This is a genomic window from Brevundimonas sp. KH_060 (assembly GCF_057838275.1).
Window position 1 is genome coordinate 940,958 of record NZ_CM174463.1, and the last position, 25,714, is coordinate 966,671.

Consider the following 25,714-nt stretch of genomic DNA (forward strand, 5'->3'; position numbering starts at 1 on the left):
TCAGACCTTCAGATCGACGCGGTCAGGCGTCAGGGAAAGGGACGTCCAGGCGCTGGGCGACGGAACGACGGAATCGGCCTCGGCAGCCAGGCGGGCGGCGCCGGCGAAGGCGCGGCGGTCAGGCTGGCGCTCGAATGCGCCGCCGCCGAAGCCGGACGAAGGATCACGCTCGGCAAACTCCAGATCATCGCGCGACAGTTGCAGCCCCGCGTCCAGAAGCTGACGGCGCAGTTCGTCGGCGCGCGCACGCAGGTCGGCCGCCGCCGCCGGATTGTCAAAGGCCAGACGCGCCGTGACCTGGCCGTCGGACTCGATCTCCAGGCTGACATCGACCCGGCCCAGTCCCTCGGGCGTCAGGGCCATGTCGAAGCGGGTCGAGCGGCCGTCCAGCTTCTTGATGATCTGTGCGGCGATCTGGGCCGTGGTCTCGACCGTGGCGCGCGACAGCTGGGACAGGCCCAGATCGCGTTGCGCGCCCGGCAACTGGGGCGCGGCTTCGACGGCGCCTTGTTGCGGCGCGGCCGGGGCTTCGCCGTCGGCTGAGGGCGCGACGACGGCCGCCGCGGCAGGCGTTTCGGCGAGCGCGGGCGCAGCGGCCGGGCGGGCGGCGGGTGCTGACGCTGCCGTATCGGCGGGAGCGTCGGATGGGGCGGGGCGGCTGGCGGCCGCTTCGGAGCCGCCCGTCGCGGCGGCGGCCTGAATCGCTTCTCGCGCCGAGGCAAGGCGTTCGCCCGCACCCGATCGGAAGCCGGTCACGCCCAGTAAGGCGGCGTCTTGGGCCGAAAGAGGCGCGGACCCAGGGCGCGACGGCGGCGGCGCGTCCAACGACTCGTCGCTCTCGGGTGACGGGGTTTCAAGCGCTGCATTCACCTCGGCGAAGGTGGCCGGGAGCGCTGCCTTAAGAGCGGCGGACGTGACTACAGGCGGCGTCGTCGCGGCTGGGGCGAGTGCGGTGTCGGCAGGCGTAGCCGCAGCCTCGACGGCAGCCGTCTCTGCAGCCTCGAAGTCGGCCTGCGGCGCAGACGTCGTTGCGGCTGCGAAGGGGGGCGTCGCCGGATCGACAGCGGCTTGCGGAACGGCAGTCTGCTGCACCGGCGGGGGTGGCGCGAACCAGGCGGGCGGAGCCGGGACGACCGCGAGGCCATCCTTGGCGGCTTCGTCTGAGGCGGCGACTTCGGGCGTCTCGGCGGGCGTCTCGGCGACCGGGGCGGCGGGCGCGGGCGCCTCTTCCTTGAGCATCAGATCCGCGAAGACGGCGCTGTCCGTCGCCGCCTCGTCGGAGGCGTCGAGACCCGCGCCGCCGGGAGTGGCGGGCGTCAGGACGGACATGAGGCTGATGGCGGACATGCGGGCGGCAGGCGCTTTCGGTCGATGAGAGGCGGCGCCTGCTGCGCCTGGGTCATTCGGCAGAGCCTCCGCAAGCCTTGGGCCAAGTGCAGGTGTTCGAGTTAATGTACTGAAATATATGAATATTGATCGATTTTTGGCTGTCGATTGCGGCGTGTGGCGCCGGGCGCTTCTTGCCGCGCTCGTCGCTTTTTGCCGGGCGCGGGCGGCGCCGCCCGACTTGGCCCGCCGCTTGCCTCCCTTGTTGACGAATGCACAGGGGCTGAATGCCGATGTCGAGTAAAATCAAAGAGATGGTCAGAAGACCTGCTCAATTCGCCGGGCAAGATTTGCTCGCTTGCCTGCAAGGCTTGCCGGGCGTGAGCCTGCGTACGCGTCACGGCGTGGGAGAGGTCTGATGTCCCTCAACTCGATCATGAATATCGCCACCTCGGGCATGAATGCGGCCCAGACGCAGCTGCGGGTGGTTTCGGACAACGTCTCCAACGTCAACACGCCCGGCTATGTCCGCAAGATCGCCGAGCAGGAGTCCTGGGCCAGCCAGGGCGTCGGCGCGGGGGTGGAGATCGCCCGCATCCGTCTGGCCACCGACCGCTTCCTTCAGGCGGCCAGCCTGAACGCGAGCGCTGACGCGGGGCGCCAGACGGTGCGCTACGAGCTTTACGACCGCATCCAGTCGATGTTCGGCGATCCGGGCTCCAACAGCGGCTTCTTCTCGCAGATCGATAGCGTCTTCGCCGCCTTCGCCGCTTCGGCCGAGGATGCGACCTCCGGCCCGCGGCGCCAGGAGGCCGTCTGGAAGACGCAGGGCCTGTTCGACGAAGCCGCCCGCATCAACGCCCAGATCCAGTCGGTGCGCGAGGACGCTGACGCGCGCATCAAGAGCGCGGTCGAGACGGCCAACAGCCTGCTGGAGCAGATCGAGAAGCTGAACGTCGAAATCGCCAAGGCGACGGTGGTCAATGCGGACTCCTCGGGCGCCCAGACGGCTCAGGCGGCCCTGATCGATCAGCTGTCGGGCCTGATGGACGTCCGCATCACCGGCCGCGCGGTCGGCGGGGTCGAGATCCGCACTGGCGCCGGCATCCTGTTGGCGGGTCAGGGCGCGGCCAAGCTGGACTATGTGCGCGCGGGCGCCGTCTCGGCCGAGACAGTGTTCAACGAGGTCACGGTCATCGAGCCGCCCGCCGGAAAGGCGCGTTCCCTGGCTGAGGGGCTGAACTCGGGTGAGATCAAGGGGCTGCTGGAGCTGCGCGACGGCGAGGCGCCGGCGACCGCCGAACGTCTGGCCGAACTGATGTCGCGCATGGCCGACGAACTGAACCGGGCGCACAACGCCTCTTCGGCCGCGCCGCCGCCCAACAGCCTGACCGGCCGCAATGTCGGGCAGTCGCTCGAGACCGCCCTGCAGGGCTTCACCGGCCGCACCTCCATCGTCATCACCAATGATCAGGGTGTGGCCCTGCAGAAGATCGACCTGGATCTGGCGACGCTGAACCCGGCGACCTTCCTGGCCGACCTGAACGCCCAGCTGGGCGCCAACGGCAGCGCGAGCTTCGTCGATGGGCGGCTGAAGATTCAGGGTGCGCCGGGCACGGGCGTGGTGGTGGTCGACGATCCGGCCGCGCCCTCGAACAAGGGCGGGCGAGGCTTCTCGCACTTCTTCGGCCTGAACGACCTGATCACCAGCGAGCAGCCGGCGATCTTCGAAACGGGCATGACGGGCGCGTCGCAGCATGGCTTCACGCCGGACGACACCATCACCTTCCGCTTCAGCGACGCGGCGGGCGCCAAGCTGCGCGATATCGAGGTGGCGGTCCCCGCGGGCGGCGACATGACCAGCCTGCTGGCCGCGCTGAACGATCCGATGACGGGCGCCGGGCGGATGGGGACGTTCAGCCTCAATCCCGCGGGCGAGATGACGTTCACGCCGCGCCCCGGCTCGGGCGCGAACCTGTCGGTGCTTCAGGACCGCACGACCCAGGTTCCCTCCAACGTGTCGATGAGCGAGCTGTTCGGTCTGGGCGGGACGCGCGCCTCGCGGGCCGATGCCTTCTCGATCAGAGCCGACATCGCCCGCGATCCGGCCCTGATGGCCTTCGCCAAGGCCGATGCGACAGGCGGGCTGGGCGCGGCCGTGGTCAGCAAGAACGACGCGCGCGGCGCGCGCCTGTTGGCCAGCGCGGGCGAGAACGCCGCCTCCTTCTCGGCGGCGGGCGGGGCGGCGGGCGGCTCCATGTCGCTGGCGCGCTATGCGTCGGAACTGTCGGGCGAGATCGGCAGCCGGGCCGCCATGGCCAAGAACAACGCCGTCAGCGCCACGGCCCTGGCCAAGGAAGCGACGGCGCGCCGCGTCTCGGTCGAAGGGGTCAACCTGGATGAGGAGTTGGTGCTGATGACCACCTATCAGCAGGCCTTTAACGCTTCGGCCCGCATGGTTCAGGCCGCCAAGGACATGTACGACACCCTGCTGGGAATGGTGCGATGACACGCGTTTCAACCTACGGAAACTATCAGTCGGCCCTGCTTGATCTGATGTCGGCCCAGTCGCGCATGGCCGACGCCCAGCAGAAGGTGAACACCAAGAAGAACGCCACGGACCTGGTCGGCTTCGGTCGAGGCTCCGAGACGGTCAGCGCGCTGAAGTCCAGCCAGACCCGCATCCAGACCTTCATCGACACGAACAAGACCGTCGCGGCGCGGCTGGAGACCCAGGATCTGGCGATGGACCGGGTTGCAGACGCTTCGACGGCGGCGCGTCAGGCCATCGCCGACGCCATCGCCGCCGGGCGGATGGACACGCTGATGGGGACGCTGAACAGTCTGTTCATGGAGGCTCAGGACGGGCTGAACATGAAGCATCAGGGCAAGTATCTGTTCGGCGGCGGGGTCATCGATCGTGCGCCGGTGGAGTTGCCCGGCATCCCTGGTCAGCCGGAGGCCAGCATGATGGCCAAGCTGGCGGCCTTGCCCGACGAAAACGCCGCCTTCCGCAACGATCAACTGAAGCAGTCGTCCTGGCTGGACGAGAACGTGTCGATGGACACCAGCTTCCTGGCTAACGCCGTGGGCTCGGAGTTGTTCGCCATCTTCCGCGACATCCAGTTGGCCCATGAGGCGACGCCGCTGGACGGCCAGATGACGGACGCCCAGAAGACATTCCTGACCACCCAGATGGGCCGCTTCGAGGCGGCGTCGAAAGGGGTGGTGGAGTTGCAGGCCGCCAACGGCGGAATGCAGAACCGCGTCGACCGTCTGTTGGAATCCCAGGAGGCGCGCAAGATTTCGATCGACACCATCCTGTCCGGGAAGACGGACGCGAACATGGCCGAAGCCGTCACCGAACTGGAGTTGGCGCAAGTGTCCCTGCAAGCCTCGGCCCAGGTGGTCAGCCAGCTTCGCCAGGTCTCCCTGCTCGACTATCTGCGCTAGGTCTTTTCGAGTCCTCGTCCCGAGCGGCGGCTGAACGAAAATCGCCCGACGACGTTCACAAAGCTGCGCCGTGTCGGGAGGGCCTTGGCTTGCGTCGAGCAACGCTGGAAGAGACCGAGATTTGTCATCAGTCGTTGACGCGACATGAAAAGCAGAGCTTTAAGCGGCGTATGCGTGCGGGCGGGCCTGTGTCAGTGTCGAATTCATGAATCGGGCGGACTTCCAGATTGACGAACACCAGGACGGTCAGGCGCGCTTGCGGCTGGCGGGCGACTGGTCGACCGTCGCCGTCGGCCGGATGGGCGATCGGCTGAAGACTGAGCTGGACGGCCGAACCGTTACGGCGCTGGACCTGGACGATCTGGGTCGTTTCGACACCGCCGGCGCTCTGGCCGTGGCCCAGGCCATGAGCCGCCCTCTCCCTGAATCCGCCTGGTCGGCGCGGCCCGAAGCCGGGCGCCTGTATCGCATGGTGGCCAAGCTGGACTGCATGACGGCCGAGCCGCCGCGCCGCTCGGCCCCCATGACGCGCGGCTTCGCCAAGGTCGGGCGCGGGGTCTATGATTTCGGCGCCGAGGCCATGCTGTCCCTGGCCTTCCTGGGCCGTTTGATGGCCGCCGTGCTGACCACGCTGAAGCATCCCGGCCGCATCCGCTGGGCCGCCTGGTTCAGCCAGGCCGAGCGCACGGGGCTGGACGCCATCCCGATCGTGGTGGTGACCAACTTCTTCATCGGCGCCGTGGTGGCCTTCATCGGCGTGGATCTGCTGACCCAGTTCGGGGCCGGCGTCTTCGCCGTGCAACTGATCGGCGTCGCCGTCTTCCGCGAGTTCGCCGTGGTCATCACCGCCGTGCTGCTGGCGGGTCGTTCGGCCTCGTCCTTCGCCGCCGAGATCGGCTCCATGCGCATGACGCAGGAGGTGGACGCCATGCAGGTCATGGGCGTCGATCCGTTCCAGGCCCTGGTCATCCCGCGTCTGGCGGCGCTGCTGGTCATGCTGCCGCTGCTGACCTTCCTGGCCATGATGGGCGGCCTGCTGGGCGGGGTGCTGGTGTCGTGGAGCCAGTTGAACCTGGGCCCGGCCTTCTTCTTCCAGCGGCTGGTCGAGGACGGCTATATGCCGACGCACATGATGGTCGGCCTGATCAAGGCGCCGGTCTTCGCCCTGGTGGTCGCGGCCATCGGCTGTCGCCAGGGCATGTCGGTGGCCGGCGACGTCGAGAGCCTGGGCCGTCGGGTGACGGCGGCCGTGGTGCAGGCGATCTTCGCCATCATCCTGCTGGATGCCGTCTTCGCCCTGATCTTCATCGAGCTGAAGATATGACGGACGAGACGCGCAAACCGGACGACCGCGAAGCCCTCATCCAGGTGCGGGGCCTGCTCAGCCAATTCGGCGAGCGGGTGATCCACCAGGATCTGAATCTGGACGTGATGCGCGGCGAGGTGCTGGGCGTCGTCGGCGGGTCGGGCACCGGCAAGACCGTGCTGCTGAACTCCATCATCGGGTTGAAGGAGCCGGAGGGCGGGGAAGTGCGCCTGTTCGGCGAGGATCGCGCGGCCATGACCAAGGCCGAGGCGGCGGCAGTCGAGCGACGCACGGGCGTTCTGTTCCAGCAGGGAGCGCTGTTCTCGTCCCTGACGGTGCTGGACAATGTGGCCTCGCCGCTGGTGGAGCACACCAAGCTGTCCAAGTCGACAATCCGCGAGCTGGCCGAGATGAAGGTGGCCATGGTCGGGCTGAAGCCCGAGGCCCTCTATCTGAAGCCAGCCGAGCTGTCGGGCGGGATGAGAAAGCGCGTCGGCTTGGCCCGCGCTCTGGCGCTGGACCCCGAACTGGTCTTCCTGGACGAGCCGACGGCCGGTCTGGACCCGATCGGGGCGGCGGCGTTCGATGATCTGATCCGTCAGTTGTCGGACGACCTGGGGCTGACGGTCTTCATGATCACCCACGACCTCGACAGCCTTTACGCCATCTGCGACCAGGTGGCCGTGCTGGCGGACAAGCATGTGGTGGCCAAGGCGCCGGTCGCCGAGCTGGAACGCTCGGACCACCCTTGGATCAAGGAATACTTCCTGGGGCCGCGCGGACGCGCCGCCCACAAGAGCGCGGCCTGAGGAGGGCGCGAAACGATGGAAAGAGACGCTCATTACGCCGCCGTCGGCATCGCTACAGTCGCCCTTATGCTGGCGCTGGCGGTGTTCACGATCTGGCTGGCCCGATTGCAGTTCAACAAGGACTTCGACGTCTATGACATCGTCTTCTACGGCCCGGTGCGCGGCCTGTCGGAAGGCGGCGAGGTGCACTTCAACGGCATTCGCGTCGGCGAGGTGACGGACCTGAATCTGGACCCCAAGAAGGGCGATCAGGTCATCGCCCGCGTGCGCCTGAACGGCACGACGCCGGTGCGCGTGACCTCGCGCGCCCAACTGGAGCCGCTGGGCATCACCGGCCTGAACTACATCCAGATCACCGCCGGTTCGCCGGACAGTCCGCTGCTGAAGGATCAGTATCCCGACCATGTCGTGCCGGTGATCCAGAGCCAGCCCAGCCCCATCGCCGAGCTGTTGAGCGGATCGGGCACGGTGCTGGCGCAGACGGTGGATGCGTTGAACCGCATCAACCGCGTGATGTCGGACGACAACATCCGCAGCTTCTCGTCCAGCGTGAAGAACGTCGAGGCCCTGACCGCCGAGCTGGAAGCCCGCAAGGGCATGTTCCAGCAGCTTGAAGAGACCATCACCAAGGCCAACGCCGCCGTCGGCGAGTATCAGGCCCTGGGCGTCAGCGCGCGTCAGATGATCGACACGGACGGCAAGCAGGCCATCGCCAACATCAACAAGGCGACGCAGGAAGCCCAGGCGGCCATCGCCTCGATCAACCGTTCGGCGACCGGGCTAGAAGGGCCGCTGGGCGATTTCGGCACCCAGACCGTGCCGCAACTCAACGACACGATCCGCCAGCTGGATATGGCGACGCGCTCGCTGCAGTCGCTGGTCGACAATGTGCGTGAAAGCCCGCGCGACTTTATCGCCAAGGCGCCGTCCAAGGAAATCGAGGTGCAGCCGTGATCCGTTCCACTCTCCTGATCGCGGCGGCTTCGGTCGCCCTGTCTGGCGGCCTGGCCGGCTGCGCCCTGCTGGCCTCGCCCGATCCGGTGCAGCTCTATCGCTTCGGCGGGGCCTCGGCCTATGCCGGGACGGGGGCGACGTCGGCTTGCCCGGACGTTCATGTCGCCATGCGCCGGGTGGACTTCCCCGAGGCGGCGCGCGGCGATCGCCTGCTGGCCGTGACCGGGGCCGAGGCGGCCTACATCAAGGGCGCGCGCTGGGTGTCCCCGGCCGAGACACTGTTCGAGGAAGCGCTTCGCAACGCCTTCGTCGACGGCGGGACGTGCACGGTTCTCAGCGGCGGCCCGCTGACGCGCGACGGCCTGCTGTTGAGCGTGGATGTGCGCCGGTTCGAGGCCGCCTACGCCGCGCCGGGGGCTGTGCCGGATGTGAACATCGTGGTGCTGCTGCGTCTGGTCCGGCCGGGCGACCGCACGATCGTGGCCGAGGATCGCATCTCGGTCAGGGAGAACGCCGGCGAGAACCGCCAGTCGGCCATCGTCGCCGCCTTCGACCGCGCCACGGCCGAGGCCAGCCGTCAGATCGTCCTTTGGACCGACCAGCAGGGCTTCCAGGCGACGCGGAACTAGTTTCCCCCTCGGGGGCGAAGGAAGGCATGAAAAACCCCGGCGGCCTCGTGGTCGCCGGGGTTTCTGTTTTCACAGCGGGAGGAGGGCGGTTCAGCCCAGGTTCGCCGCCACCGTGTAGTCGGCCTCGGTCTTGGCCGAGACCTCGTCCAGCGTGACGCCGTCCGCCAGTTCGATCAGCTCCAGGCCCGAACCGTCCGGCTTGACGTCAAAGACGGCCAGGTCGGTGATGATGCGGCTGACGACGCCCGTGCCGGTCAGCGGCAGGGTGCAGGCCTTCAGCACCTTGGATTGGCCGTGCTTGTTGGCGTGATCCATGACCACGACAACGCGCTTGACGCCCGCGACCAGGTCCATGGCGCCGCCCATGCCCTTCACCAGCTTGCCGGGGATCATCCAGTTGGCGATGTCGCCGTTCTGGGCCACTTCCATCGCGCCGAGGATCGACAGGTTGATGTGGCCGCCCCGGATCATGGCGAAGCTGTCCGAGGAGCTGAAATAGCTGCTCTCGGGGATCTCGGTGATCGTCTGCTTGCCGGCGTTGATCAGGTCGGGGTCTTCCTCGCCCTCATAGGGGAAGGGGCCCATGCCCAGCATGCCGTTTTCCGATTGCAGGGTCACGACCATGCCGTCGGGGATGTAGTTGGCGACCAGGGTCGGGATACCGATGCCCAGGTTCACATAGAAGCCGTCCTGCAGCTCCTTGGCGGCGCGTTCAGCCAGTTGTTCGCGAGTACGGGCCATGGTTACGCTCCCTTCTGACGGACGGTGCGCTGTTCGATGCGCTTTTCGGACACGGTCTGGATCAGGCGGTCGACATAGACGCCCGGCGTGTGGATGTGGTCGGGGTCCAGCGAGCCGACGGGGACGATCTCTTCCACCTCGACCAGCGTGACCTTGCCCGCAGTCGCCATCATCGGGTTGAAGTTGCGGGCCGTCTTGCGGAACACGAGGTTGCCGCGCTCATCGGCCTTCCACGCCTTGACGATGGACAGGTCGGCGACCAGCCCCGTCTCCATGACGTATTTGCGGCCGTCGAAGTCGCGCACTTCCTTGCCTTCGGCGACCAGGGTGCCGACGCCGGTGGCGGTGAAGAAGGCCGGGATGCCCGCGCCGCCCGCGCGGATGCGCTCGGCCAGGGTGCCTTGCGGGTTGAACTCCAGCTGCAGCTCGCCGGCCAGGTACTGGCGTTCGAACTCCTTGTTCTCGCCGACGTAGGACGAGATCATTTTCGCGATCTGGCGCGTCTCAAGCAGTTGGCCCAGGCCGAAGCCGTCCACGCCCGCATTGTTGGAGATGACGGTCAGACCCTTCACGCCCGTGTCGCGCAGACCCGCGATCAGGTTCTCGGGGATGCCGCACAGGCCGAAGCCGCCGGACATGACGGTCATGCCGTCGAATGTCAGCCCCTCCAGCGCGGACTTCACGTCAGCGTAAATCTTGCCCATCGGACTCCCTTTTTCACCATCTGATGAATATCGTGGTCTCCTTCGTCCTTAAAGCGGGCCGGGAAGAGGGGCAAGCGGCAAGCGCGACGCAGGGGAAGGCCGAGGGTGACAAGCCTGATGGTTGACCCCGGACCTCGGGGGTTTCACACCTGGGGCCACATAAGACTCGTCTCAGTGGGGAAATTTCCATGCGCCATCGTCTGCTGCGGGCCGCCTTGCCCGCCCTGGTGCTCGTCGTCGCCGTTCCGGCCCTGGCCCTGCCGGTTGCGGCAGTCGCCCAGGACGCCGCGCCGACCTATCAACAGCCGCCGTCGCCCATCGCCCAGATCCTGGACGCCAAGCCCAATCCCGGCGTCAGCGTCAGCCCGGACCGCAAGACCCTGTTGCTGACTGACCGCGCCAACCTGCCGGCCATCTCCGAACTGGCCGAGCCGATGCTGCGGCTGGCGGGCTATCGGATCAATCCGAAGAACAACGGCCCGGCCAACAGCCGCGTCTCCTGGCTGACGGGGCTCAGTTTTCAGGCGGTCGACGGCGGGCCTGCGCGCCCGGTGACGGGCCTGCCCGTCAATGCGCGCCTGACCAATGTCAGCTGGGCGCCGAACGGCCAGGCGGTGGCCTTCCTGGTCAACGCTCCGAACGGGCTGGAGCTGTGGACCGCCGATGTGGCGCAGGCCAAGGCGCGCAAGCTGAACGGGCCGATGGTCAATGCGGCGGCGGGGTCTGGCTTCTCCTGGCTGTCGGACTCTTCGGGGCTGCTGGTCCTGGCGGTTCCGGCCGGGCGCGGCCTGACGCCGAACGTGGACCATCCGCCGGAAGGCCCGATCATCACCGAGAGCGGCGGCCGCGCCGCGCCGGTGCGGACCTATCAGGACCTGCTGTCCAATGTGGGCGAAGAGGCGCTGTTCGACTACTACTTCACCAGCCAGCCGACGGTGGTGTCGCTGAACGGCCGCGCCCGCTCGGTGGGCCAGCCGGGCGTCATTCTGGGCGTCTCGACCTCGCCGGACGGGCGCTACATCCTGCAGACGCGGGTCAAGAAGCCCTATTCCTACGTCGTGCCCGCCAGCCTGTTCCCCTCGGACGTCATCGTCACCGACATGAACGGGCGCCAGGTGCACCGCGTGGCCGACCTGCCGCTGCGCGACAATGTGCCGACGCCGTTCGACGCCGTGGCGCCGGGACCGCGCGCGGTCCAGTGGCGGGCTGACGCCGACGCCACCCTGGTCTGGGCCGAGGCTCAGGACGGCGGCGATCCGCGCAACCCCGCCGAGGTGCGTGACCGCGTCTTCATGCTGCGCGCGCCCTTCAACGACCGGGTGCAGACGCTGGCCGATCTGAAGGAACGCTACGCCGGAACCACTTGGGGTCGGAATGACGCCGCCATCGTCAACAGCCGCTGGTTCAACACCCGGCACGAAACGCGCACCCTGGTCGATCCGTCCAATCCGGGGCAGGGTCGCGTCCTGGTCGATCGCAACTATCAGGACCGCTACAACGACCCCGGCTCGGTCGTGACGGAGCCGAACGCGCGCGGCCGTTCGGTCATGCGCTTCAGCGCCGACGGCGCCCGTGTCTTTGTCGAGGGCGACGGCGCGACGCGAGAGGGCGCCTATCCCTTCCTCGACCTGATGGACCTGAAGTCGGGCGAGACGGAGCGCGTCTGGCGCTCGGCGCAAGGCGAGTATGAGAGCGTCGTGGGCGTGCTGGACGAGGCGGGCCGCAAGCTGGTCACCTATCGCGAAAGCGGCGCCGATCCGGCTAATCTGCGCATCCGCGATCTGGACGGCGGCGTCACCCAACTGACGAACTTCCCTGATCCGGCCCCGCAACTGGCCGGGGCCACGCGCCAGTTGATCACCTACACCCGCGACGACGGCGTGGAGCTGTCGGGCACTCTCTATCTGCCCGCCGGTTACGACAAAGACCGCGACGGCCCGCTGCCGCTTCTGATGTGGGCCTATCCGGCCGAGTTCACCGACGCCGCCGTGGCCGGTCAGGTCGTGGATACCGACAACCGCTTCGTGCGTCCGTCGGGGTCGAGCCACCTGTTCCTGTTGACCCAGGGCTACGCCATCCTGGACAACCCGACGATGCCGATCATCGGCCGCGACGGGGCCGAGCCGAACGACACCTACATCGAGCAACTGTCGGCCAGCGCCAAGGCGGCGGTCGACGCCGTGGTCGCTCTGGGCGTGGCGGAACGGGAGCGGATCGCCGTGGGCGGGCACAGCTACGGCGCCTTCATGACGGCGAACCTGCTGGCGCACACCGACCTGTTCAAGACCGGCATCGCGCGCTCGGGCGCCTATAACCGCACCTTGACGCCCTTCGGCTTCCAGGCGGAGCAGCGCTCCTACTGGGAGGCGACCGAGACCTATACGGAGATGTCGCCCTTCACCTACGCCAACAAGGTCAATGAGCCGATCCTGCTGATCCACGGCGAGGCGGACGACAACTCGGGCACCTTCCCGGTGCAGACCGAGCGCTTCTATGCGGCGCTGAAGGGCAATGGCGCGACGGCGCGCTATGTCGTCCTGCCGTTGGAGGCCCACGGCTATCGCGCGCGGGAGTCGGTCGGCCATGCCCTGTATGAGATGTCGTCTTGGCTGGATCGTTGGATGAAGTAACACGCAGCCTTCTCCCCTTGAGGGAGAAGGTGGCCCGTCAGGGCCGGATGAGGGGTGTCGGCGCGACGTCTGAGCGGGTATCGCCAGCCCGCGTCTTCGCACCCCTCATCCGTCCGGCTTCGCCGTCCACCTTCTCCCTCAAGGGGAGAAGGGTCATTTGTCCCACTCCGGCGTTTCGCCATACAGGCCGCTGAGGAAGTCGATGAAGGCGCGGACGCGGGTTTCGGCCCGCGCCCGGCCTGCTGTCAGCGCGAAGATCGCCACGTCGGACGATCCCGCATACTGCGGCAGCACCACCCTCAGCCGCCCGTCGCGCAGTTCATCGCCGACGTCCCATGTCGAGCGCAGGGCGACGCCGCCGCCCGCCAGCGCCAGTTCGCGCGCCACTTCGCTTGAGTTGGTCCGCACCCGGCTGCGGGCGCGAAAGACGACGGGGCCTTCGGGGCCTTCCAACCGCCAGGTCGACTGGTTCTCGGCCGCCAGCTGGGCGTGGCGGCGCAGGTCGTCGAGGCTATCCGGCGCGCCGTGCTCGGCCAGATAGGCGGGCGAGGCGCACAGCACCCGCCGGTTCGGCGCCAGCCGGTGCATCAGCGGATTTTCCGCCTCATAGCCGCCGATCCGCACCGCCACATCCACGTCCTCGGCCATCAGGTCGACGAAGGCGTCGCTCAGGTTCAGCTCCAGCGTCAGGCGGGGCTGGGCCGCCAGAAACGGCTGGAGCAGGGGCGCCAGCCGCCGCCGTCCGAACGAGGTCGGGGCCGAGACGCGCAGCAGGCCGCGCGCCTGGGTCGTGCGGCGCGACACCACGGCCTCCAGATCCTCGACGCCTTCCAGCAGTTGCGCCGCGCGGTCATAGACCAGCCGCCCGGCCTCGGTCGGGGCCAGACGGCGCGAGGTGCGCTCGATCAGCCGCACCCCCAGCCGGTCCTCCAGCCGCGCCAGCCTGCGCGAGGCCACGGCGGGCGACAGGTCCAGCCGACGCGCGGCGGCGGACAGGCTGCCTTCCTCCAGCGCACGGACGAAGATTTCATACTCGGCCAGCATGGCGGGGTCTCATCATTGTGTCTTTTGCAAAGATAGATGTCTTTCTTCGCCGTGGATAGCGAAGCAGGGCGCGACTAGTCTGGGCGATGAAGGAGACCGCCATGTTCGACGCCCCCAAGACCTCCGCCGACGCCTATGTCCGCCACGGCAGCCTGAAGGTGGCCGCCGAGCTGGACGCCTTCGTGCGCGATCAGGCGACGCCGGATACGGGCGTGAGCGCCGCAGCCTTCTGGGCCGGTGTCGAGGGGCTGCTGGCCCAGTTCGGCCGACGCAACCGCGACCTGCTGGAACGCCGCGATCAACTTCAGGCCAAGCTGGACGACTGGCACCGGGCCTATCCGGGCCAGCCGGATCAGGCAGCCTATCAGGCCTATCTGCGCGAGATCGGCTATATCGAGAACGAGCGCGACGGCGTGAGGGCCGAGACGGCGAACGTCGACCCTGAGATCGCCACCCTGGCCGGGCCGCAGCTGGTCGTGCCCCTGACCAACGCCCGCTATCTGCTGAACGCGGCCAATGCGCGCTGGGGCAGCCTGTATGACGCGCTTTACGGCACTGATGCGCTGGGCGAGGCGCCCAAGGCGGGCGGCTATGACATCGAACGCGGCGCCCGCGTCATCGCCCGCGCCCGTGCGCTTCTGGATCAGGCGGCGCCGCTGGCGACCGGATCGCACGCTCAGGCGACGGCCTATCGGGTCGAGCATGGGCGGCTGGTCGTTACCCTGGATGGCGGGCTTGAGACGGGGCTGGCGGGCGCGGAGGTGTTCGTCGGCTATTCCGGTGCAGCCAATGAGCCGTCGGGCGTTCTGCTGCGCCACAACGGCCTGCATCTGGAGATCGTCATCGACCGCGCGCACCGCATCGGCAGGGACAATCCGGCAGGCGTCGCCGACGTGCTGGTCGAGGCGGCCCTGTCCGCCATCGCCGATGCCGAGGACAGCGTCGCCGCCGTCGATGCGGCGGACAAGCGGCTGGTCTACGCCAACTGGCTGGGCCTGATGCGCGGCGACCTTCAGGCCGATTTCGAGAAGGACGGGCGCACCGTCGAGCGGCGCCTGAACCCGGACCGCCTCTATACGGCGCCCGATGGATCGACGCTGGCGCTGAAGGGGCGCAGCCTGATGCTGGTGCGCAACGTCGGCCTGCACCTGACGACAGACGCCGTGCTGGACGCCCACGGGCGCGAGACGCCTGAGCATCTGCTGGATATCGCCATGACGGGCCTGATCGGCCTGCACGACCTGCGCCGTCCGCCTGAGGCGCGCAACAGCCCGGCGGGCTCGGTCTATGTCGTGCGGCCCAAGATGCACGGCTCGGACGAGGTGGCCTTCGCCGACGAGCTGTTCGGCGCGGTCGAGACCATGCTGGGCCTGCCCGCCCTGACGTTGAAGATGGGCATCATGGACGAGGAGCGCCGCACCAGCGTCAATCTGATGAACTGCATCGCGGCGGCGAAGGGCAGGATGGTCTTCATCAACACCGGCTTCCTGGATCGCACGGGCGATGAGATCCACACGGTGATGGAAGGCGGCCCTGTCGTCCGCAAGGAGGCGGTGCGCGAGACCGGCTGGATCAAGGCCTATGAGGACCGCAACGTCGACATCGGCCTGAAGGCGGGTCTGTCGGGCCGGGCGCAGATCGGCAAGGGGATGTGGGCCGCGCCGGACCGCATGGGCGACATGTTGGCGGCCAAGGCGGGCCATCCGCGCGCGGGCGCCTCGACGGCGTGGACGCCCTCGCCGACGGCGGCGACCCTGCACGCCCTGCATTATCATGAGGTCGACGTCTGGGCGCGTCAGGCCGAGATCGCCAAGCGCGCGCCGACCGGCCTGACGCCTTTGCTGACTCCGCCGTTCATGACGGGAACGCCGGGCGCCGAGGAAATCCGGCAGGAGCTGGACAACAACGCGCAGGGCATCCTGGGCTATGTCGTGCGCTGGGTGGATCAGGGCGTGGGTTGCTCCAAGGTGCCGGACATCCACGACGTGGGCCTGATGGAGGATCGGGCGACGCTGCGCATCTCCAGCCAGCACCTGGCCAACTGGTTGCGTCATGGCGTCACGACCGAGGACGCGGTCATGGAGGCGCTGAAGCGCATGGCTGTGGTCGTGGATCGCCAGAACGCGGGCGATGCGGCCTATCGCCCGCTGGCGCCGGCCTATGACGGCCCGGCGTGGCAGGCGGCCTGCGACCTGGTGTTCAAGGGCAGGGAACAGCCGAACGGCTACACCGAACACCTGCTGACCCATTGGCGCCGCAAGGCCAAGGCGCAGGGCTGACCACACACCACCGCGCTCAAGCAGCGAGGCGCCGCGCGCCGAGCGATAGCGCAAACAAAAGGGGCGCGACCGGCTGGCCGCGCCCCTTGATCTTGGGCCTTAGAGAGGGCCCTACGCCTTGGCGCCCGCGCGGCCCTTGGCCAGTTCGCGGTTCAGCCACAGGGCCAGCAGGGTGCAGATGGCGCCCGACAGCAGATAGGCGCCGCCCGCCACCAGGCCGAACTTGCCCGACAGCGCCAAGGCCGCCAGCGGGGCGAAGCCCGCGCCGAACAGCCAGGCCAGGTCCGACGTCAGGGCCGAGGCGGTGTAGCGGTTGGTCAGGCTGAAGCTGGAGGCGATGGCGCCCGAGGCCTGGCCGAACGACAGACCCAGCAGGATGAAGCCCAGGATCATATAGGTCAGCTCGCCCGCCGGGCCGCCGTCCAGAAGCTGGGGCGCGAAGCCCGAGAAGGCGGCGATGCCCGCGGCCGTGACGGCCAGCAGTGCGCGGCGGCCGTAGCGGTCGGCCAGCCAGCCCGAGGCCAGAATGGCGAACAGGCCGAAGACGGCGCCGATCAGCTCGATCATCAGGAAGCGGCTGGGCGCCTCGTCGGTGTAGAGGAAGACCCACGACAGCGGGAACACTGTCACCATGTGGAACATGGCGAAGCTGGCCAGGGGGGCGAAGGCGCCGATGACGATGCTTCCGCCTTCTTCGCGCACGGCCTTGGAGACAGGGGTAGGGTGCAGCTCCAGCGTCTCGAAGGCGGCCTGGAAGACGGGCGTGACCACGATCCGCAGGCGCGCGAACAGGGCCACCACGTTGATGGCGAAGGCCACGAAGAAGGGGTAGCGCCAGCCCCAGTCCATGAAGTCGGCGGCCGACAGCTTGCTGAGGAAGTAGGCGAACAGGGCGCTGGCGACGATCAGACCGAACGGCGCGCCCAGCTGCGGCACCATGGCGTACCAGCCGCGACGCTTTTCGGGCGCGGCGACGGCCAGCAGAGAGGCCATGCCGTCCCAGGCGCCGCCCAGGGCCACGCCCTGGCCGATCCGCAGGGCGATCAGCATGGCGGCCGACCAGTGGCCGACCTGCGCATGTCCCGGCAGGAAGCCCAGGCAGACGGTCGACAGGCCCAGCAGGAACAGGGCGATGGTCAGCTTGGTCCCGCGCCCGAAGCGCCGGTCGACGGCGATGAACAGGGCGGTGCCGAACGGCCGGGCGATGAAGGCCACGGCGAAGACGGCGAAGGACAGCAGCGTCCCGCCCAGCGGACCCGCATAGGGGAAGACCAACTGCGGGAAGACCACGACCGAGGCGATGGCGTAGACGAAGAAGTCGAAGAATTCCGACGTCCGGCCGATGATGACGCCGATGGCGATTTCGCCCGCGTCGATTTTGCCGTCTCGCGCGTTGATCCGGCTGGCGTCCCGTTCGAGGGGCTCTGAAGAAGGCGCGCCGCTGGCTGCGTTCATGACCGATGAGGCTCCAGGAACCGGGGCGCACGCGCGCCCGCGACAGTAGAATGTTGAAACAGCCCCTTTGCTCCCGATGGTCGGAACAGGGGATAGGGCAGATTGTCCAATGTCGCCTGTTCGGGGGCGGGGTTACGGGGCCTGCAAGATGACCGTGCCCTTGCCTCGAACCTCGACTGGAGCCGCCGTGCGCCGACTGCGCCCCCTGTTGCTGTTGCCCCTTCTGGCCCTGCTACCCGGCTGCGAGGCCGTGGTCCTGGCGCCCGCCGGCGACATCGCCGCCCAGCAGCGCGATCTGCTGGTTTGGTCGGTGGCGCTGATGCTGATTATCGTCATTCCGGTGATGGCGATGATCGTCTTCTTCGCCTGGAAGTATCGGGAATCGAACCGGGAGGCGCGCTACGAGCCGGACTGGGATCACTCGACCCATCTTGAGCTGGTGATCTGGGCCGCACCGCTGCTGATCATCATCTGCTTGGGCGCCATAACCTGGGCCGGGACGCACCTGCTGGACCCCTATCGCCCGCTGGACCGCATCGCCGAGGGGAAGGCCGTCCCCGAGGATCACCGTCCGTTGCAGGTCGAGGTGGTGGCGATGGACTGGAAATGGCTGTTCATCTACCCCGAATACGGCATCGCCACCGTGAACGAACTGGCCGCGCCGGTCGATCGGCCGATCCGCTTCCACATCACTTCGACCGGGGTGATGAACTCCTTCTACATCCCCGCCCTGGCCGGTCAGATCTACGCCATGCCGGGCATGGAGACGAAGCTGCACGCCGTCATCAACCGGCCGGGCGAATACGTCGGCTTCTCGGCCAACTATTCCGGCGACGGCTTCTCGAACATGCGGTTCGCCTTCCATGGTCTGGATCAGGCCGGGTTCGACCAGTGGGTCGCGGGCGTGCGGGCCTCAAGCCAGGGCCTGGATCGCGACACCTATCTGGAGCTGGAGAAGCCCAGCGAGAAGGTGCCGGTCCTGCACTACGCCTCGGTCGACGACCGCCTGTTCGACGCCGTGGTCAACATGTGCGTCGAGCCGGGCAAGATGTGCATGGGCGAGATGATGGACATCGACAAGAAGGGCGGTCTGGGCCTGGCGGCGGTCAAGAACACCCTGCCGCTGGTCTATGACAAATACGCCCGTCGCGGCGACGCCGTGTTCGGCGCCGGCGAGTCCTATGTGATGACGCTGTGCACGCCGCTGGAGGCCGAGGCCGCCGCGGTCGAGGCCGCGCGCCGTCGTCAGGCCTTCGGCGAGGACGTCGTTCGCGACACGCCGCTGAACCGGGTCATGGGGCAGGGGCTGGAACGCCCCGGCCGATCCGAGCCGGGCGAGCGTCTCGCCTCCCTCTTCTCCGCGCCTTCCACGGCGTCCGCGCCCGTCGCGTCGCAATCCTGAGCGCCTGAACGATCATGACTGTCGAACATTCCACATCGCCGCTTCTGGGCCGGTTGAACTGGGACTCGCTTCCGTTCCACGAGCCCATTCTGGTCGCCACCTTCGCCGTCGTCGTCATCGGCGGTCTGGGGATGCTGGCCCTCATCACCCGCTACCGGTTGTGGGGCTATCTTTGGACGGAGTGGTTCACCACCGTCGACCACAAGAAGATCGGGATCATGTACATGATCCTGGGTCTGGTCATGTTCCTGCGCGGTTTCGCCGATGCGGTCATGATGCGGATTCAGCAGGCCATGGCCTTCGGCGGGTCCGAGGGCTACCTCAACGCCCACCACTACGATCAGATATTCACCGCCCACGGCGTGATCATGATCTTCTTCGTGGCCATGCCCATGATCACCGGCCTGATGAACTATCTGGTGCCGTTGCAGATCGGGGCGCGGGATGTCTCCTTCCCCTTCCTGAACAACTTCAGCTTCTGGATGACCACGATGGGGGCCGTGCTGGTCATGGCCTCGCTGTTCATCGGCGAGTTCGCGCGCACCGGCTGGCTGGCCTATCCGCCGCTGTCGGGCATCGGCTACAGCCCCGGCGTCGGGGTCGACTACTATATCTGGGCGCTGCAGGTCGCGGGGGTAGGGACCACCCTGTCCGGCATCAACCTGATCGCGACCATCGTGAAGATGCGCGCGCCGGGCATGGGTCTGATGAAGATGCCGGTCTTCACCTGGACCTCGCTGTGCGCCAACGTCCTGATCGTCGCCTCCTTCCCGATCCTGACGGCGACGCTGGTCCTGCTGTCGGCGGACCGCTACATCGGCACCAACTTCTTCACGAACGACTTCGGCGGCAACCCGATGATGTACGTGAACCTGATCTGGATCTGGGGCCACCCGGAGGTCTACATCCTGATCTTGCCGTTGTTCGGCGTGTTTTCCGAAGTCACCTCGACCTTCTCGGGCAAGAAGCTCTTCGGCTACACCTCCATGGTCTATGCGACGGTGGTCATCACCATCCTGTCCTACCTAGTGTGGCTGCACCACTTCTTCACCATGGGCTCGGGCGCGTCCGTGAACTCCTTCTTCGGGATCACGACGATGATCATCTCGATCCCGACAGGGGCCAAGTTGTTCAACTGGCTGTTCACCATGTACCGCGGCCGCATCCGGTTCGAGCTGCCGATGATGTGGACGGTCGCCTTCATGCTGACCTTCGTGATCGGCGGGATGACGGGCGTCATGCTGGCGGTGCCGCCGGCGGACTTCGTGCTGCACAACTCCCTGTTCCTGATCGCTCACTTCCACAACGTCATCATCGGCGGGGTGCTGTTCGGCCTGTTCGCCGCAATCAACTACTGGTGGCCCAAGGCTTTCGGCTTCAAGCTGGAGAAGAAGTGGGGGCTGGTCAGCTTCTGGTGCTGGGTGGTCGGCTTCTGGATGGCCTTCATGCCGCTGTACGTCCTGGGCTTCATGGGCGTGACGCGGCGGATGCGGGTCTTCGACGATCCGGCCTATCAGATCTGGTTCATCATCGCGGGCGTGGGCGTGGCGATCATCGCCGTCGGCATCCTGGCCATGTTGATCCAGTTCGCCGTCAGCATCATCAACCGCGACAAGCTGCGCGACGAGACGGGCGACCCCTGGCGCGGCCGCACCCTGGAGTGGGCGACCTCGTCGCCGCCGCCGGACTACAACTTCGCCAAGACGCCGATCATCCACGACGGCGACGCCTGGTGGGACATGAAGGCGCGCGGCTATGAACGCCCGACCGCAGGCTTCAAGCCGATCCACATGCCCTCCAACACCGGAGCCGGGTTCATCCTGTCGGCGCTGTCGCTGATCCTGGGCTTTGCGCTGATCTGGTACATCTGGTGGCTGGCGGCGGCGAGCTTCGCCGCCCTGATCGGCTACGCCATCTTCCACACCTTCAACTACAAGCGCGACTACTACATCCCGGCCGAGACGGTTCAGGCGACCGAGGACGCGCGCACCAAGGCCCTGGCGGCCGCAGCAGCGACGCAGGGGTGATCCGATGAGCCACGCACCTTCCCTCAACCCCGACTATGTCGACGACGCCGGGCGGCCGATCTTCCACCCGGTAGAGGAGCCGCACCACCCGGAAGGCCACAGCACCATGCTGGGCTTCTGGATGTATCTGATGAGCGACTGCCTCATCTTTGCGATCCTGTTCGCTGTCTACGCCGTGCTGGGCGGCAACTATGCGGCGGGTCCGGCGCCCAAGGATCTGTTCGACCTGCCGCTGGTGGCGGTGAACACCTCCATGCTGCTGTTCTCGTCGATCACCTACGGCTTCGCCATGCTGGCGATGTACCGCAACAAGGTCGCGCAGACGCAGGTCTGGCTGGCGATCACCGGCCTGTTCGGCCTCTGCTTCCTGGGGATCGAGCTCTATGAGTTCGCCCATATGATCCACCTGGGCGCCACGCCCCAGCGCAGCGGCTTCCTGTCGGCCTTCTTCATCCTGGTGGGCACCCACGGCCTGCACGTCACCTTCGGCATCATCTGGCTGGTCACTCTGATGATCCAGGTGAGTCAGAAGGGCCTGATCCAGGCCAACAAGCGCCGCCTCATGTGCCTGAGCCTGTTCTGGCACTTCCTGGACGTCATCTGGATCGGCGTCTTCACCTTCGTCTATCTGTTCGGGATGCTGCGATGAGCGCTGAAGCCCAAAACGAGCACGCTGTGACCTCTCACGACGATCACCACGGCGACGACCACGATCACGGCACCTACAAGGGCTATCTGATCGGGTTCGGCCTGTCGGTCGTGTTGACCGCCATTCCCTTCTGGCTGGTCATGGCCGGGGTGCTGGCGCCGCAGTTGACGGGTCTGATCATCACGGCCTTCGCCGTGGTGCAGATCGTGGTCCACATGATCTTCTTCCTGCACATGAACCATAAGTCCGAGGGCGGATGGAACATGCTGGCGCTGATCTTCACCCTGGTGATCGTGGTCATCGCCGTCGCCGGTTCGGTCTGGGTCATGTATCACCTGAACACCAACATGATGCCCGTCCACGACATGCAGGGGATGGGCTAAGCCCTCTCGCACGCGGAGACCGCCGTTTGACGCCATCGGCCCCCGATCCGGTTCCCGGCCCGGTTTCACGCCGTCGACGGGTCGCGGGGCTGGCGGCGTTCACCGTGCTGATCGCGGGCTTTTCGACGCTGGGCGTGTGGCAGGTCCAGCGCCTGGCGTGGAAGCAGGAGCTGATCCGCCAGGTCGACAGCCGTATCCACGCCGATCCTGTCCCGGCGCCGGGGCCGCAAGGGTTCGGCGCCGTGACGCGCGAGGCGGACCAATACCGCCGCGTCACGACCGATGGCCGTTTCGCGCATGACCGCGAGGTTCGGGTGAAGGCGGTGACGGACCTGGGGCCGGGTTTCTGGGTCGTGACGCCGCTGACGGACGCGCGGGGCTTCACCGTCCTGATCAACCGAGGCTTCGTCCCGGCCGAGCGCGCGGCGCCTGAAAATCGTGCGGAAGGGCAGGTCGAGGGGCCGGTCTCCGTCACCGGCCTGTTGCGGATCAGCGAACCGAAGGGCGGCTTTCTGCGCGACAATGATCCGACGGGCGATCGCTGGTTCTCGCGCGATGTGGCGGCGATCGCTGGGGCCAAGCAGTTGAGCGGCCCGGTCGCTCCCTATTTCATCGACGCCGACGCGACGCCTAATCCGGGCGGCTGGCCGCGCGGCGGGCTGACGGTGGTGCGGTTCGCCAACAGCCATCTGGTCTACGCCCTGACCTGGTTCGGCCTGGCGCTGATGTCGGCGGGCGGCGCGGTGCTGTGGCTGCGCGAGGAGCGGCGTCGTATGCTGGGGAGCCGATGATGCAGACCCAGACCCTGAGCCGCTTCGCCCGCACCCTGATGGGCATGGACGCCAACGCCGAGACGCCGGTGTCGCCAGGCGCGGCCGGGCGGCGCAACATGCTGCTGCTGATCCAGTTGCGCTGGCTGGCGGTGATCGGTCAGGTGGCGACCATCGTCATCGTCCATTGGGGCCTGGGCATTCACCTTCCGCTGGGGCCGCTGCTGCTGGCGCCCACGGCGCTGGCGGTGATGAACCTCGTCAGCGCGCCGGTCACCCTGCGCCGCAAGGTGGTGACCGACCCGGAGATCCTGCTGGCCCTGTGCGTCGATGTGGCGGCGCTGAGCTGGCTGCTCTACTTCAGCGGCGGGGCGACCAATCCGTTCGCGGCCCTGTATCTGATGCAGGTGGTGCTGGCGGCGGTGCTGCTGCGCCCGGCCTACGCCTGGGGTTTCGTGCTGGCGACGGGCGCCTGCCTGGCCTTCCTGGCGATCTGGCGGCAGCCGCTGGACCTGCCCGCCGGGGCCGATGCGCGGCTGGGTCTGATCCAGCAGGGCGCCTTGATCAACTTCATCCTGATCGCCGTGCTGCTTGTGGCCTTCGTCACCCGCACCAGTCAGAACGTGCGCGCCCGCGACGCCTATCTGGCCGAGGCCCGACAGCAGGCGGCGGAGCAGGATCACATCGTGCGCATGGGCCTGCTGGCCTCGGGCGCGGCGCATGAGCTGGGCACGCCGCTCGCCTCGCTGTCGGTCATTCTCAGCGACTGGCGACGGATGCCAGCGCTGAACCGCGACGACGACCTGGTGCACGACATCGAGCAGATGCAGGCCGAGGTCGAGCGCTGCAAATCCATCGTCACCAACATCCTGATGTCGGCGGGCGAGGCGCGCGGCGAGGCGCCCACCGTCACCACCCTGAAGGCCTTCCTGCAGGAGATCATCGCCGAGTGGTCCGACAAGTCGGGCGAGGCCATGCGCGTGACCCTGGACGGCCCGGCGCCCGGCAATCCGAGCATCATCGCCGATCCGGCCCTGAAGCAGGTGTTCAGCGCGCTTCTGGACAATGCCCATGAGGCCGGGGCGCGGAACCTGGAGGTGCGGGCCGCGGCTGACGCGGGCGGGCTGTTCATCGCCTTCGAGGACGACGGACCGGGCTTCTCTTCGGCGATCCTCGAGAAGCTGGGCCAGCCCTATCAGTCGACCAAGGCGCGGGCGGGCTCGGGCCTGGGGCTGTTCTTGCTGGTGAATGTGATGCGTAAGCTGGGCGGGACGGTCGTGGCCGTGAACCGGCCCAGGGGGCAGGGCGGCGCTGCCGGCGCCATGGTGCGGCTGACCTTGCCGATCGACGCCCTGGCGCCGAAATAAGAGGCCTGGAAAGAGGGAATGACATGACCGACGAACCCCGCCAGCTTCTGATCGTCGAGGACGACGAGTCCTTTTCGCGCACCCTGCGTCGGTCGTTCGAGCGGCGCGGCTATCAGGTCGTTTCGGCGCACAGCCACGATCAGATGGTCGAACTGCTGAAGACGCATCATCCGGACTACGCCGTGGTGGACCTGAAGCTGGGAACGGCGTCAGGCCTGACCTGCGTGCAGACGCTACACGCCTTTGATCCCGACCTGGTGATCGTGGTCCTGACCGGCTTCGCCAGCATCGCCACGGCGGTCGAGGCGATCAAGCTGGGCGCGCGGCACTATCTGGCCAAGCCCGCCGGCACCGACGCCATCGAGGCCGCCTTCGGCCGCGAGGCGGGCGATCCCGACGCGCCCCTGACGGCGCGCTCGACCTCGATCAAGACGCTGGAGTGGGAACGCATCCACGAGGTGCTGGCCGAGACCGACTTTAATATCTCCGAGACCGCACGTCGCCTGGGGATGCACCGCCGCACCCTGGCCCGCAAGCTGGAGAAGCGGCAGGTCAGCTGAGCCGAGAGGTCAGCCCTCCGCCTTCAACGCCCCCAACACCGCTTCCGTATCCTGCCCCAGTTTCGGCGGCGGGGCGTCGTAGCGCACCGGCGTCTTCGACAGGCGGATGGGCGAAGCCACGGTGCGGACGGGGGCGGCCAGGTCGGGCCGGGTCTGCTCGACGGTCACGCCGCGATGGATCGCCTGGGGCTCTTCGAACACCTGGTCGATGGTGTTGACCGGTCCGCAGGGCACGCCCGTCGCCTCCAGCGCCTGCATCAGCCCCTGCATGGTGAAGCCCGCGGTCTTCGCCGCGATCAGCGGTCCCAGCGCCTCGCGGTTGGCGACCCGCAGGGCGTTGGTGGCGAAGCGGTCCTCGACCTCCAGCCCCAGGGCGCCGCACAGGGCGCGGAACTGGCCGTCGTTGCCCACGGCGATGATCACCATGCCGTCCGAGCACGAGAAAGGCTGATAGGGGGCCAGGTTGGGGTGGGCGTTGCCCATCCGCGTCGGCGCCTTGCCCGACACGAAGTAGTTGGTCGCCTGATTGGCCAACATGGCCGCCTGGACATCGAACAGGGCGATGTCGACGTGCTGGCCTTCGCCGCTCGTCCGTGCGTGCCACAGCGCCGCCAGGATGGCGTTGGAGGCGTATAGGCCGGTGAACAGGTCCACGACCGCCACCCCGACCTTCATCGGCTCGGCGCCCGGCGCGCCGTCCGGCTGGCCGGTGATGGACATTAGTCCGCCCATGGCCTGGATCATGTAGTCGTAGCCCGCGCGGTGCGCGTCCGGCCCGTCCTGGCCGAAGCCGGTGATGGAGCAATAGACCAGCTTCGGATTGATCGCCGCCAGCGAGGCGTAGTCGAGGCCGTACTTCTTCAGCCCGCCGGTCTTGAAGTTCTCGACCACCACGTCGCAGGTCGCGGCCAGGCGGCGCACGGTCTCGGCGCCTTCTGGGCTGGCGATGTCCAGCTCGACCGACTTCTTGCCCCGGTTGGCGCACATGAAATAGGCGGCGTCGCCCGGCCGACCGTCCGCCGTCGTGGTGAAGGGCGGACCCCAGTGGCGGGTGTCGTCGCCTGCGCCTGGCCGCTCGATCTTGATCACCTCGGCCCCCAGGTCGGCCAGGGTCTGCGTCGCCCACGGTCCGGCCAGCACGCGCGACAGGTCCAGAACGCGCACGCCCGTCAGCGGGCCGTGGGAGGAAGCGGGGGCGGCGGGAATCGAGACGGCGTCAGACATGC

At 67.6% G+C, this 25,714-nt stretch carries 21 protein-coding genes; 15 read left to right on the forward strand and 6 right to left on the reverse strand.

Annotation, left to right across the window (positions count from 1 at the left end):
* Complete coding sequence (locus tag AC3IPP_RS04725; RefSeq protein ID WP_489150545.1) at positions 1-1,347, reverse strand: flagellar hook-length control protein FliK; 1,347 nt, start codon at positions 1,345-1,347, stop codon at positions 1-3.
* Between the two features lie 397 nt (positions 1,348-1,744).
* Between AC3IPP_RS04725 and flgK the strand changes: the two genes are divergently transcribed.
* From flgK to AC3IPP_RS04755, 6 genes are all read left to right on the forward strand, one after another.
* The gene (gene flgK, locus AC3IPP_RS04730) at positions 1,745-3,835 is read left to right on the forward strand and encodes a flagellar hook-associated protein FlgK (protein WP_489150546.1); all 2,091 of its coding nucleotides are present in this window, start codon (positions 1,745-1,747) and stop codon (positions 3,833-3,835) included.
* A complete protein-coding gene (locus AC3IPP_RS04735) occupies positions 3,832-4,779 on the forward strand; it encodes a flagellin (RefSeq protein WP_489150547.1) in 948 nt (315 codons plus the stop codon). The genes flgK and AC3IPP_RS04735 overlap by 4 nt, the downstream gene beginning before the upstream one ends.
* A gap of 205 nt (positions 4,780-4,984) precedes the next feature.
* Positions 4,985-6,103: an MlaE family ABC transporter permease gene (locus tag AC3IPP_RS04740; protein ID WP_087139598.1), complete on the forward strand. Its 1,119-nt coding sequence runs from the start codon at positions 4,985-4,987 to the stop codon at positions 6,101-6,103.
* Positions 6,100-6,894: an ABC transporter ATP-binding protein gene (locus tag AC3IPP_RS04745; protein ID WP_087139597.1), complete on the forward strand. Its 795-nt coding sequence runs from the start codon at positions 6,100-6,102 to the stop codon at positions 6,892-6,894. Before AC3IPP_RS04740 ends, AC3IPP_RS04745 begins: the two co-directional genes overlap by 4 nt.
* Positions 6,895-6,909: 15 nt before the next feature.
* Positions 6,910-7,848: an MlaD family protein gene (locus AC3IPP_RS04750; protein WP_087139596.1), complete on the forward strand. Its 939-nt coding sequence runs from the start codon at positions 6,910-6,912 to the stop codon at positions 7,846-7,848.
* Complete coding sequence (locus tag AC3IPP_RS04755; RefSeq protein WP_489150548.1) at positions 7,845-8,477, forward strand: ABC-type transport auxiliary lipoprotein family protein; 633 nt, start codon at positions 7,845-7,847, stop codon at positions 8,475-8,477. The genes AC3IPP_RS04750 and AC3IPP_RS04755 overlap by 4 nt, the downstream gene beginning before the upstream one ends.
* A gap of 90 nt (positions 8,478-8,567) precedes the next feature.
* On the opposite strand, the gene AC3IPP_RS04760 is transcribed toward AC3IPP_RS04755, so the two are convergent.
* Both AC3IPP_RS04760 and AC3IPP_RS04765 read right to left on the reverse strand, forming a co-directional pair.
* On the reverse strand, positions 8,568-9,218 hold the full coding sequence (locus AC3IPP_RS04760) for a 3-oxoacid CoA-transferase subunit B (protein WP_087139595.1): 651 nt from the start codon (positions 9,216-9,218) through the stop codon (positions 8,568-8,570).
* 2 nt (positions 9,219-9,220) lie between these two features.
* Positions 9,221-9,922, reverse strand: a complete 702-nt coding sequence (locus AC3IPP_RS04765) for a CoA transferase subunit A (RefSeq protein WP_087139594.1) — start codon at positions 9,920-9,922, stop codon at positions 9,221-9,223.
* A gap of 188 nt (positions 9,923-10,110) precedes the next feature.
* Here AC3IPP_RS04765 and AC3IPP_RS04770 point away from each other — a divergent pair, with 188 nt between their 5' ends.
* A complete protein-coding gene (locus AC3IPP_RS04770; protein WP_489150549.1) occupies positions 10,111-12,552 on the forward strand; it encodes a S9 family peptidase in 2,442 nt (813 codons plus the stop codon).
* Between the two features lie 153 nt (positions 12,553-12,705).
* Here the strand turns inward: AC3IPP_RS04770 and AC3IPP_RS04775 are convergent, their stop codons facing one another.
* Complete coding sequence (locus AC3IPP_RS04775) at positions 12,706-13,596, reverse strand: LysR family transcriptional regulator (protein ID WP_489150550.1); 891 nt, start codon at positions 13,594-13,596, stop codon at positions 12,706-12,708.
* Between the two features lie 101 nt (positions 13,597-13,697).
* Here AC3IPP_RS04775 and AC3IPP_RS04780 point away from each other — a divergent pair, with 101 nt between their 5' ends.
* Positions 13,698-15,875 carry a malate synthase G gene (locus AC3IPP_RS04780; RefSeq protein ID WP_489150551.1) on the forward strand — a complete coding sequence of 726 codons (2,178 nt, stop codon included), beginning with the start codon at positions 13,698-13,700 and terminating at the stop codon, positions 15,873-15,875.
* Positions 15,876-15,986: 111 nt separating this feature from the next.
* Here the strand turns inward: AC3IPP_RS04780 and AC3IPP_RS04785 are convergent, their stop codons facing one another.
* Entirely contained in the window at positions 15,987-17,330 is a 1,344-nt protein-coding gene (locus AC3IPP_RS04785) for an MFS transporter (RefSeq protein WP_087141189.1), read from the reverse strand.
* Positions 17,331-17,517: 187 nt separating this feature from the next.
* On the opposite strand from AC3IPP_RS04785, the gene cyoA reads away from it, so the two are divergent.
* From cyoA to AC3IPP_RS04820, 7 genes are read left to right on the forward strand one after another with little or no spacing between them, the layout of a single operon-like run.
* Positions 17,518-18,732, forward strand: coding sequence for a ubiquinol oxidase subunit II (gene cyoA / locus AC3IPP_RS04790; protein WP_489150552.1), 1,215 nt, complete (start codon positions 17,518-17,520; stop codon positions 18,730-18,732).
* Positions 18,733-18,746: 14 nt separating this feature from the next.
* A complete protein-coding gene (gene cyoB, locus AC3IPP_RS04795; protein WP_489150553.1) occupies positions 18,747-20,759 on the forward strand; it encodes a cytochrome o ubiquinol oxidase subunit I in 2,013 nt (670 codons plus the stop codon).
* Between the two features lie 4 nt (positions 20,760-20,763).
* Entirely contained in the window at positions 20,764-21,408 is a 645-nt protein-coding gene (cyoC, locus tag AC3IPP_RS04800) for a cytochrome o ubiquinol oxidase subunit III (protein ID WP_489150554.1), read from the forward strand.
* On the forward strand, positions 21,405-21,791 hold the full coding sequence (gene cyoD / locus AC3IPP_RS04805) for a cytochrome o ubiquinol oxidase subunit IV (protein ID WP_489150555.1): 387 nt from the start codon (positions 21,405-21,407) through the stop codon (positions 21,789-21,791). The genes cyoC and cyoD overlap by 4 nt, the downstream gene beginning before the upstream one ends.
* 26 nt (positions 21,792-21,817) lie before the next feature.
* Entirely contained in the window at positions 21,818-22,582 is a 765-nt protein-coding gene (locus AC3IPP_RS04810; protein ID WP_489150556.1) for an SURF1 family protein, read from the forward strand.
* A complete protein-coding gene (locus AC3IPP_RS04815; RefSeq protein ID WP_087141196.1) occupies positions 22,582-23,928 on the forward strand; it encodes an ATP-binding protein in 1,347 nt (448 codons plus the stop codon). The genes AC3IPP_RS04810 and AC3IPP_RS04815 overlap by 1 nt, the downstream gene beginning before the upstream one ends.
* Positions 23,929-23,951: 23 nt before the next feature.
* On the forward strand, positions 23,952-24,488 hold the full coding sequence (locus AC3IPP_RS04820) for a response regulator transcription factor (protein ID WP_087141195.1): 537 nt from the start codon (positions 23,952-23,954) through the stop codon (positions 24,486-24,488).
* A 9-nt stretch (positions 24,489-24,497) separates the two neighbouring features.
* On the opposite strand, the gene AC3IPP_RS04825 is transcribed toward AC3IPP_RS04820, so the two are convergent.
* On the reverse strand, positions 24,498-25,712 hold the full coding sequence (locus AC3IPP_RS04825) for a CaiB/BaiF CoA transferase family protein (RefSeq protein WP_489150557.1): 1,215 nt from the start codon (positions 25,710-25,712) through the stop codon (positions 24,498-24,500).
* Between the last annotated feature and the right edge of the window lie 2 nt (positions 25,713-25,714).

Excerpts from the sequence above, each read along its gene's own strand:
- AC3IPP_RS04725 (WP_489150545.1), bottom strand. The coding sequence starts at position 1,347 with ATGTCCGCCATCAGCCTCATGTCCGTCCTGACGCCCGCCACTCCCGGC.
- flgK (WP_489150546.1), top strand. The coding sequence starts at position 1,745 with ATGTCCCTCAACTCGATCATGAATATCGCCACCTCGGGCATGAATGCG.
- AC3IPP_RS04735 (WP_489150547.1), top strand. The coding sequence starts at position 3,832 with ATGACACGCGTTTCAACCTACGGAAACTATCAGTCGGCCCTGCTTGAT.
- AC3IPP_RS04740 (WP_087139598.1), top strand. The coding sequence starts at position 4,985 with ATGAATCGGGCGGACTTCCAGATTGACGAACACCAGGACGGTCAGGCG.
- AC3IPP_RS04745 (WP_087139597.1), top strand. The coding sequence starts at position 6,100 with ATGACGGACGAGACGCGCAAACCGGACGACCGCGAAGCCCTCATCCAG.
- AC3IPP_RS04750 (WP_087139596.1), top strand. The coding sequence starts at position 6,910 with ATGGAAAGAGACGCTCATTACGCCGCCGTCGGCATCGCTACAGTCGCC.
- AC3IPP_RS04760 (WP_087139595.1), bottom strand. The coding sequence starts at position 9,218 with ATGGCCCGTACTCGCGAACAACTGGCTGAACGCGCCGCCAAGGAGCTG.
- AC3IPP_RS04765 (WP_087139594.1), bottom strand. The coding sequence starts at position 9,922 with ATGGGCAAGATTTACGCTGACGTGAAGTCCGCGCTGGAGGGGCTGACA.
- AC3IPP_RS04770 (WP_489150549.1), top strand. The coding sequence starts at position 10,111 with ATGCGCCATCGTCTGCTGCGGGCCGCCTTGCCCGCCCTGGTGCTCGTC.
- AC3IPP_RS04775 (WP_489150550.1), bottom strand. The coding sequence starts at position 13,596 with ATGCTGGCCGAGTATGAAATCTTCGTCCGTGCGCTGGAGGAAGGCAGC.
- AC3IPP_RS04780 (WP_489150551.1), top strand. The coding sequence starts at position 13,698 with ATGTTCGACGCCCCCAAGACCTCCGCCGACGCCTATGTCCGCCACGGC.
- AC3IPP_RS04785 (WP_087141189.1), bottom strand. The coding sequence starts at position 17,330 with ATGAACGCAGCCAGCGGCGCGCCTTCTTCAGAGCCCCTCGAACGGGAC.
- cyoB (WP_489150553.1), top strand. The coding sequence starts at position 18,747 with ATGACTGTCGAACATTCCACATCGCCGCTTCTGGGCCGGTTGAACTGG.
- cyoC (WP_489150554.1), top strand. The coding sequence starts at position 20,764 with ATGAGCCACGCACCTTCCCTCAACCCCGACTATGTCGACGACGCCGGG.
- cyoD (WP_489150555.1), top strand. The coding sequence starts at position 21,405 with ATGAGCGCTGAAGCCCAAAACGAGCACGCTGTGACCTCTCACGACGAT.
- AC3IPP_RS04815 (WP_087141196.1), top strand. The coding sequence starts at position 22,582 with ATGCAGACCCAGACCCTGAGCCGCTTCGCCCGCACCCTGATGGGCATG.
- AC3IPP_RS04820 (WP_087141195.1), top strand. The coding sequence starts at position 23,952 with ATGACCGACGAACCCCGCCAGCTTCTGATCGTCGAGGACGACGAGTCC.
- AC3IPP_RS04825 (WP_489150557.1), bottom strand. The coding sequence starts at position 25,712 with ATGTCTGACGCCGTCTCGATTCCCGCCGCCCCCGCTTCCTCCCACGGC.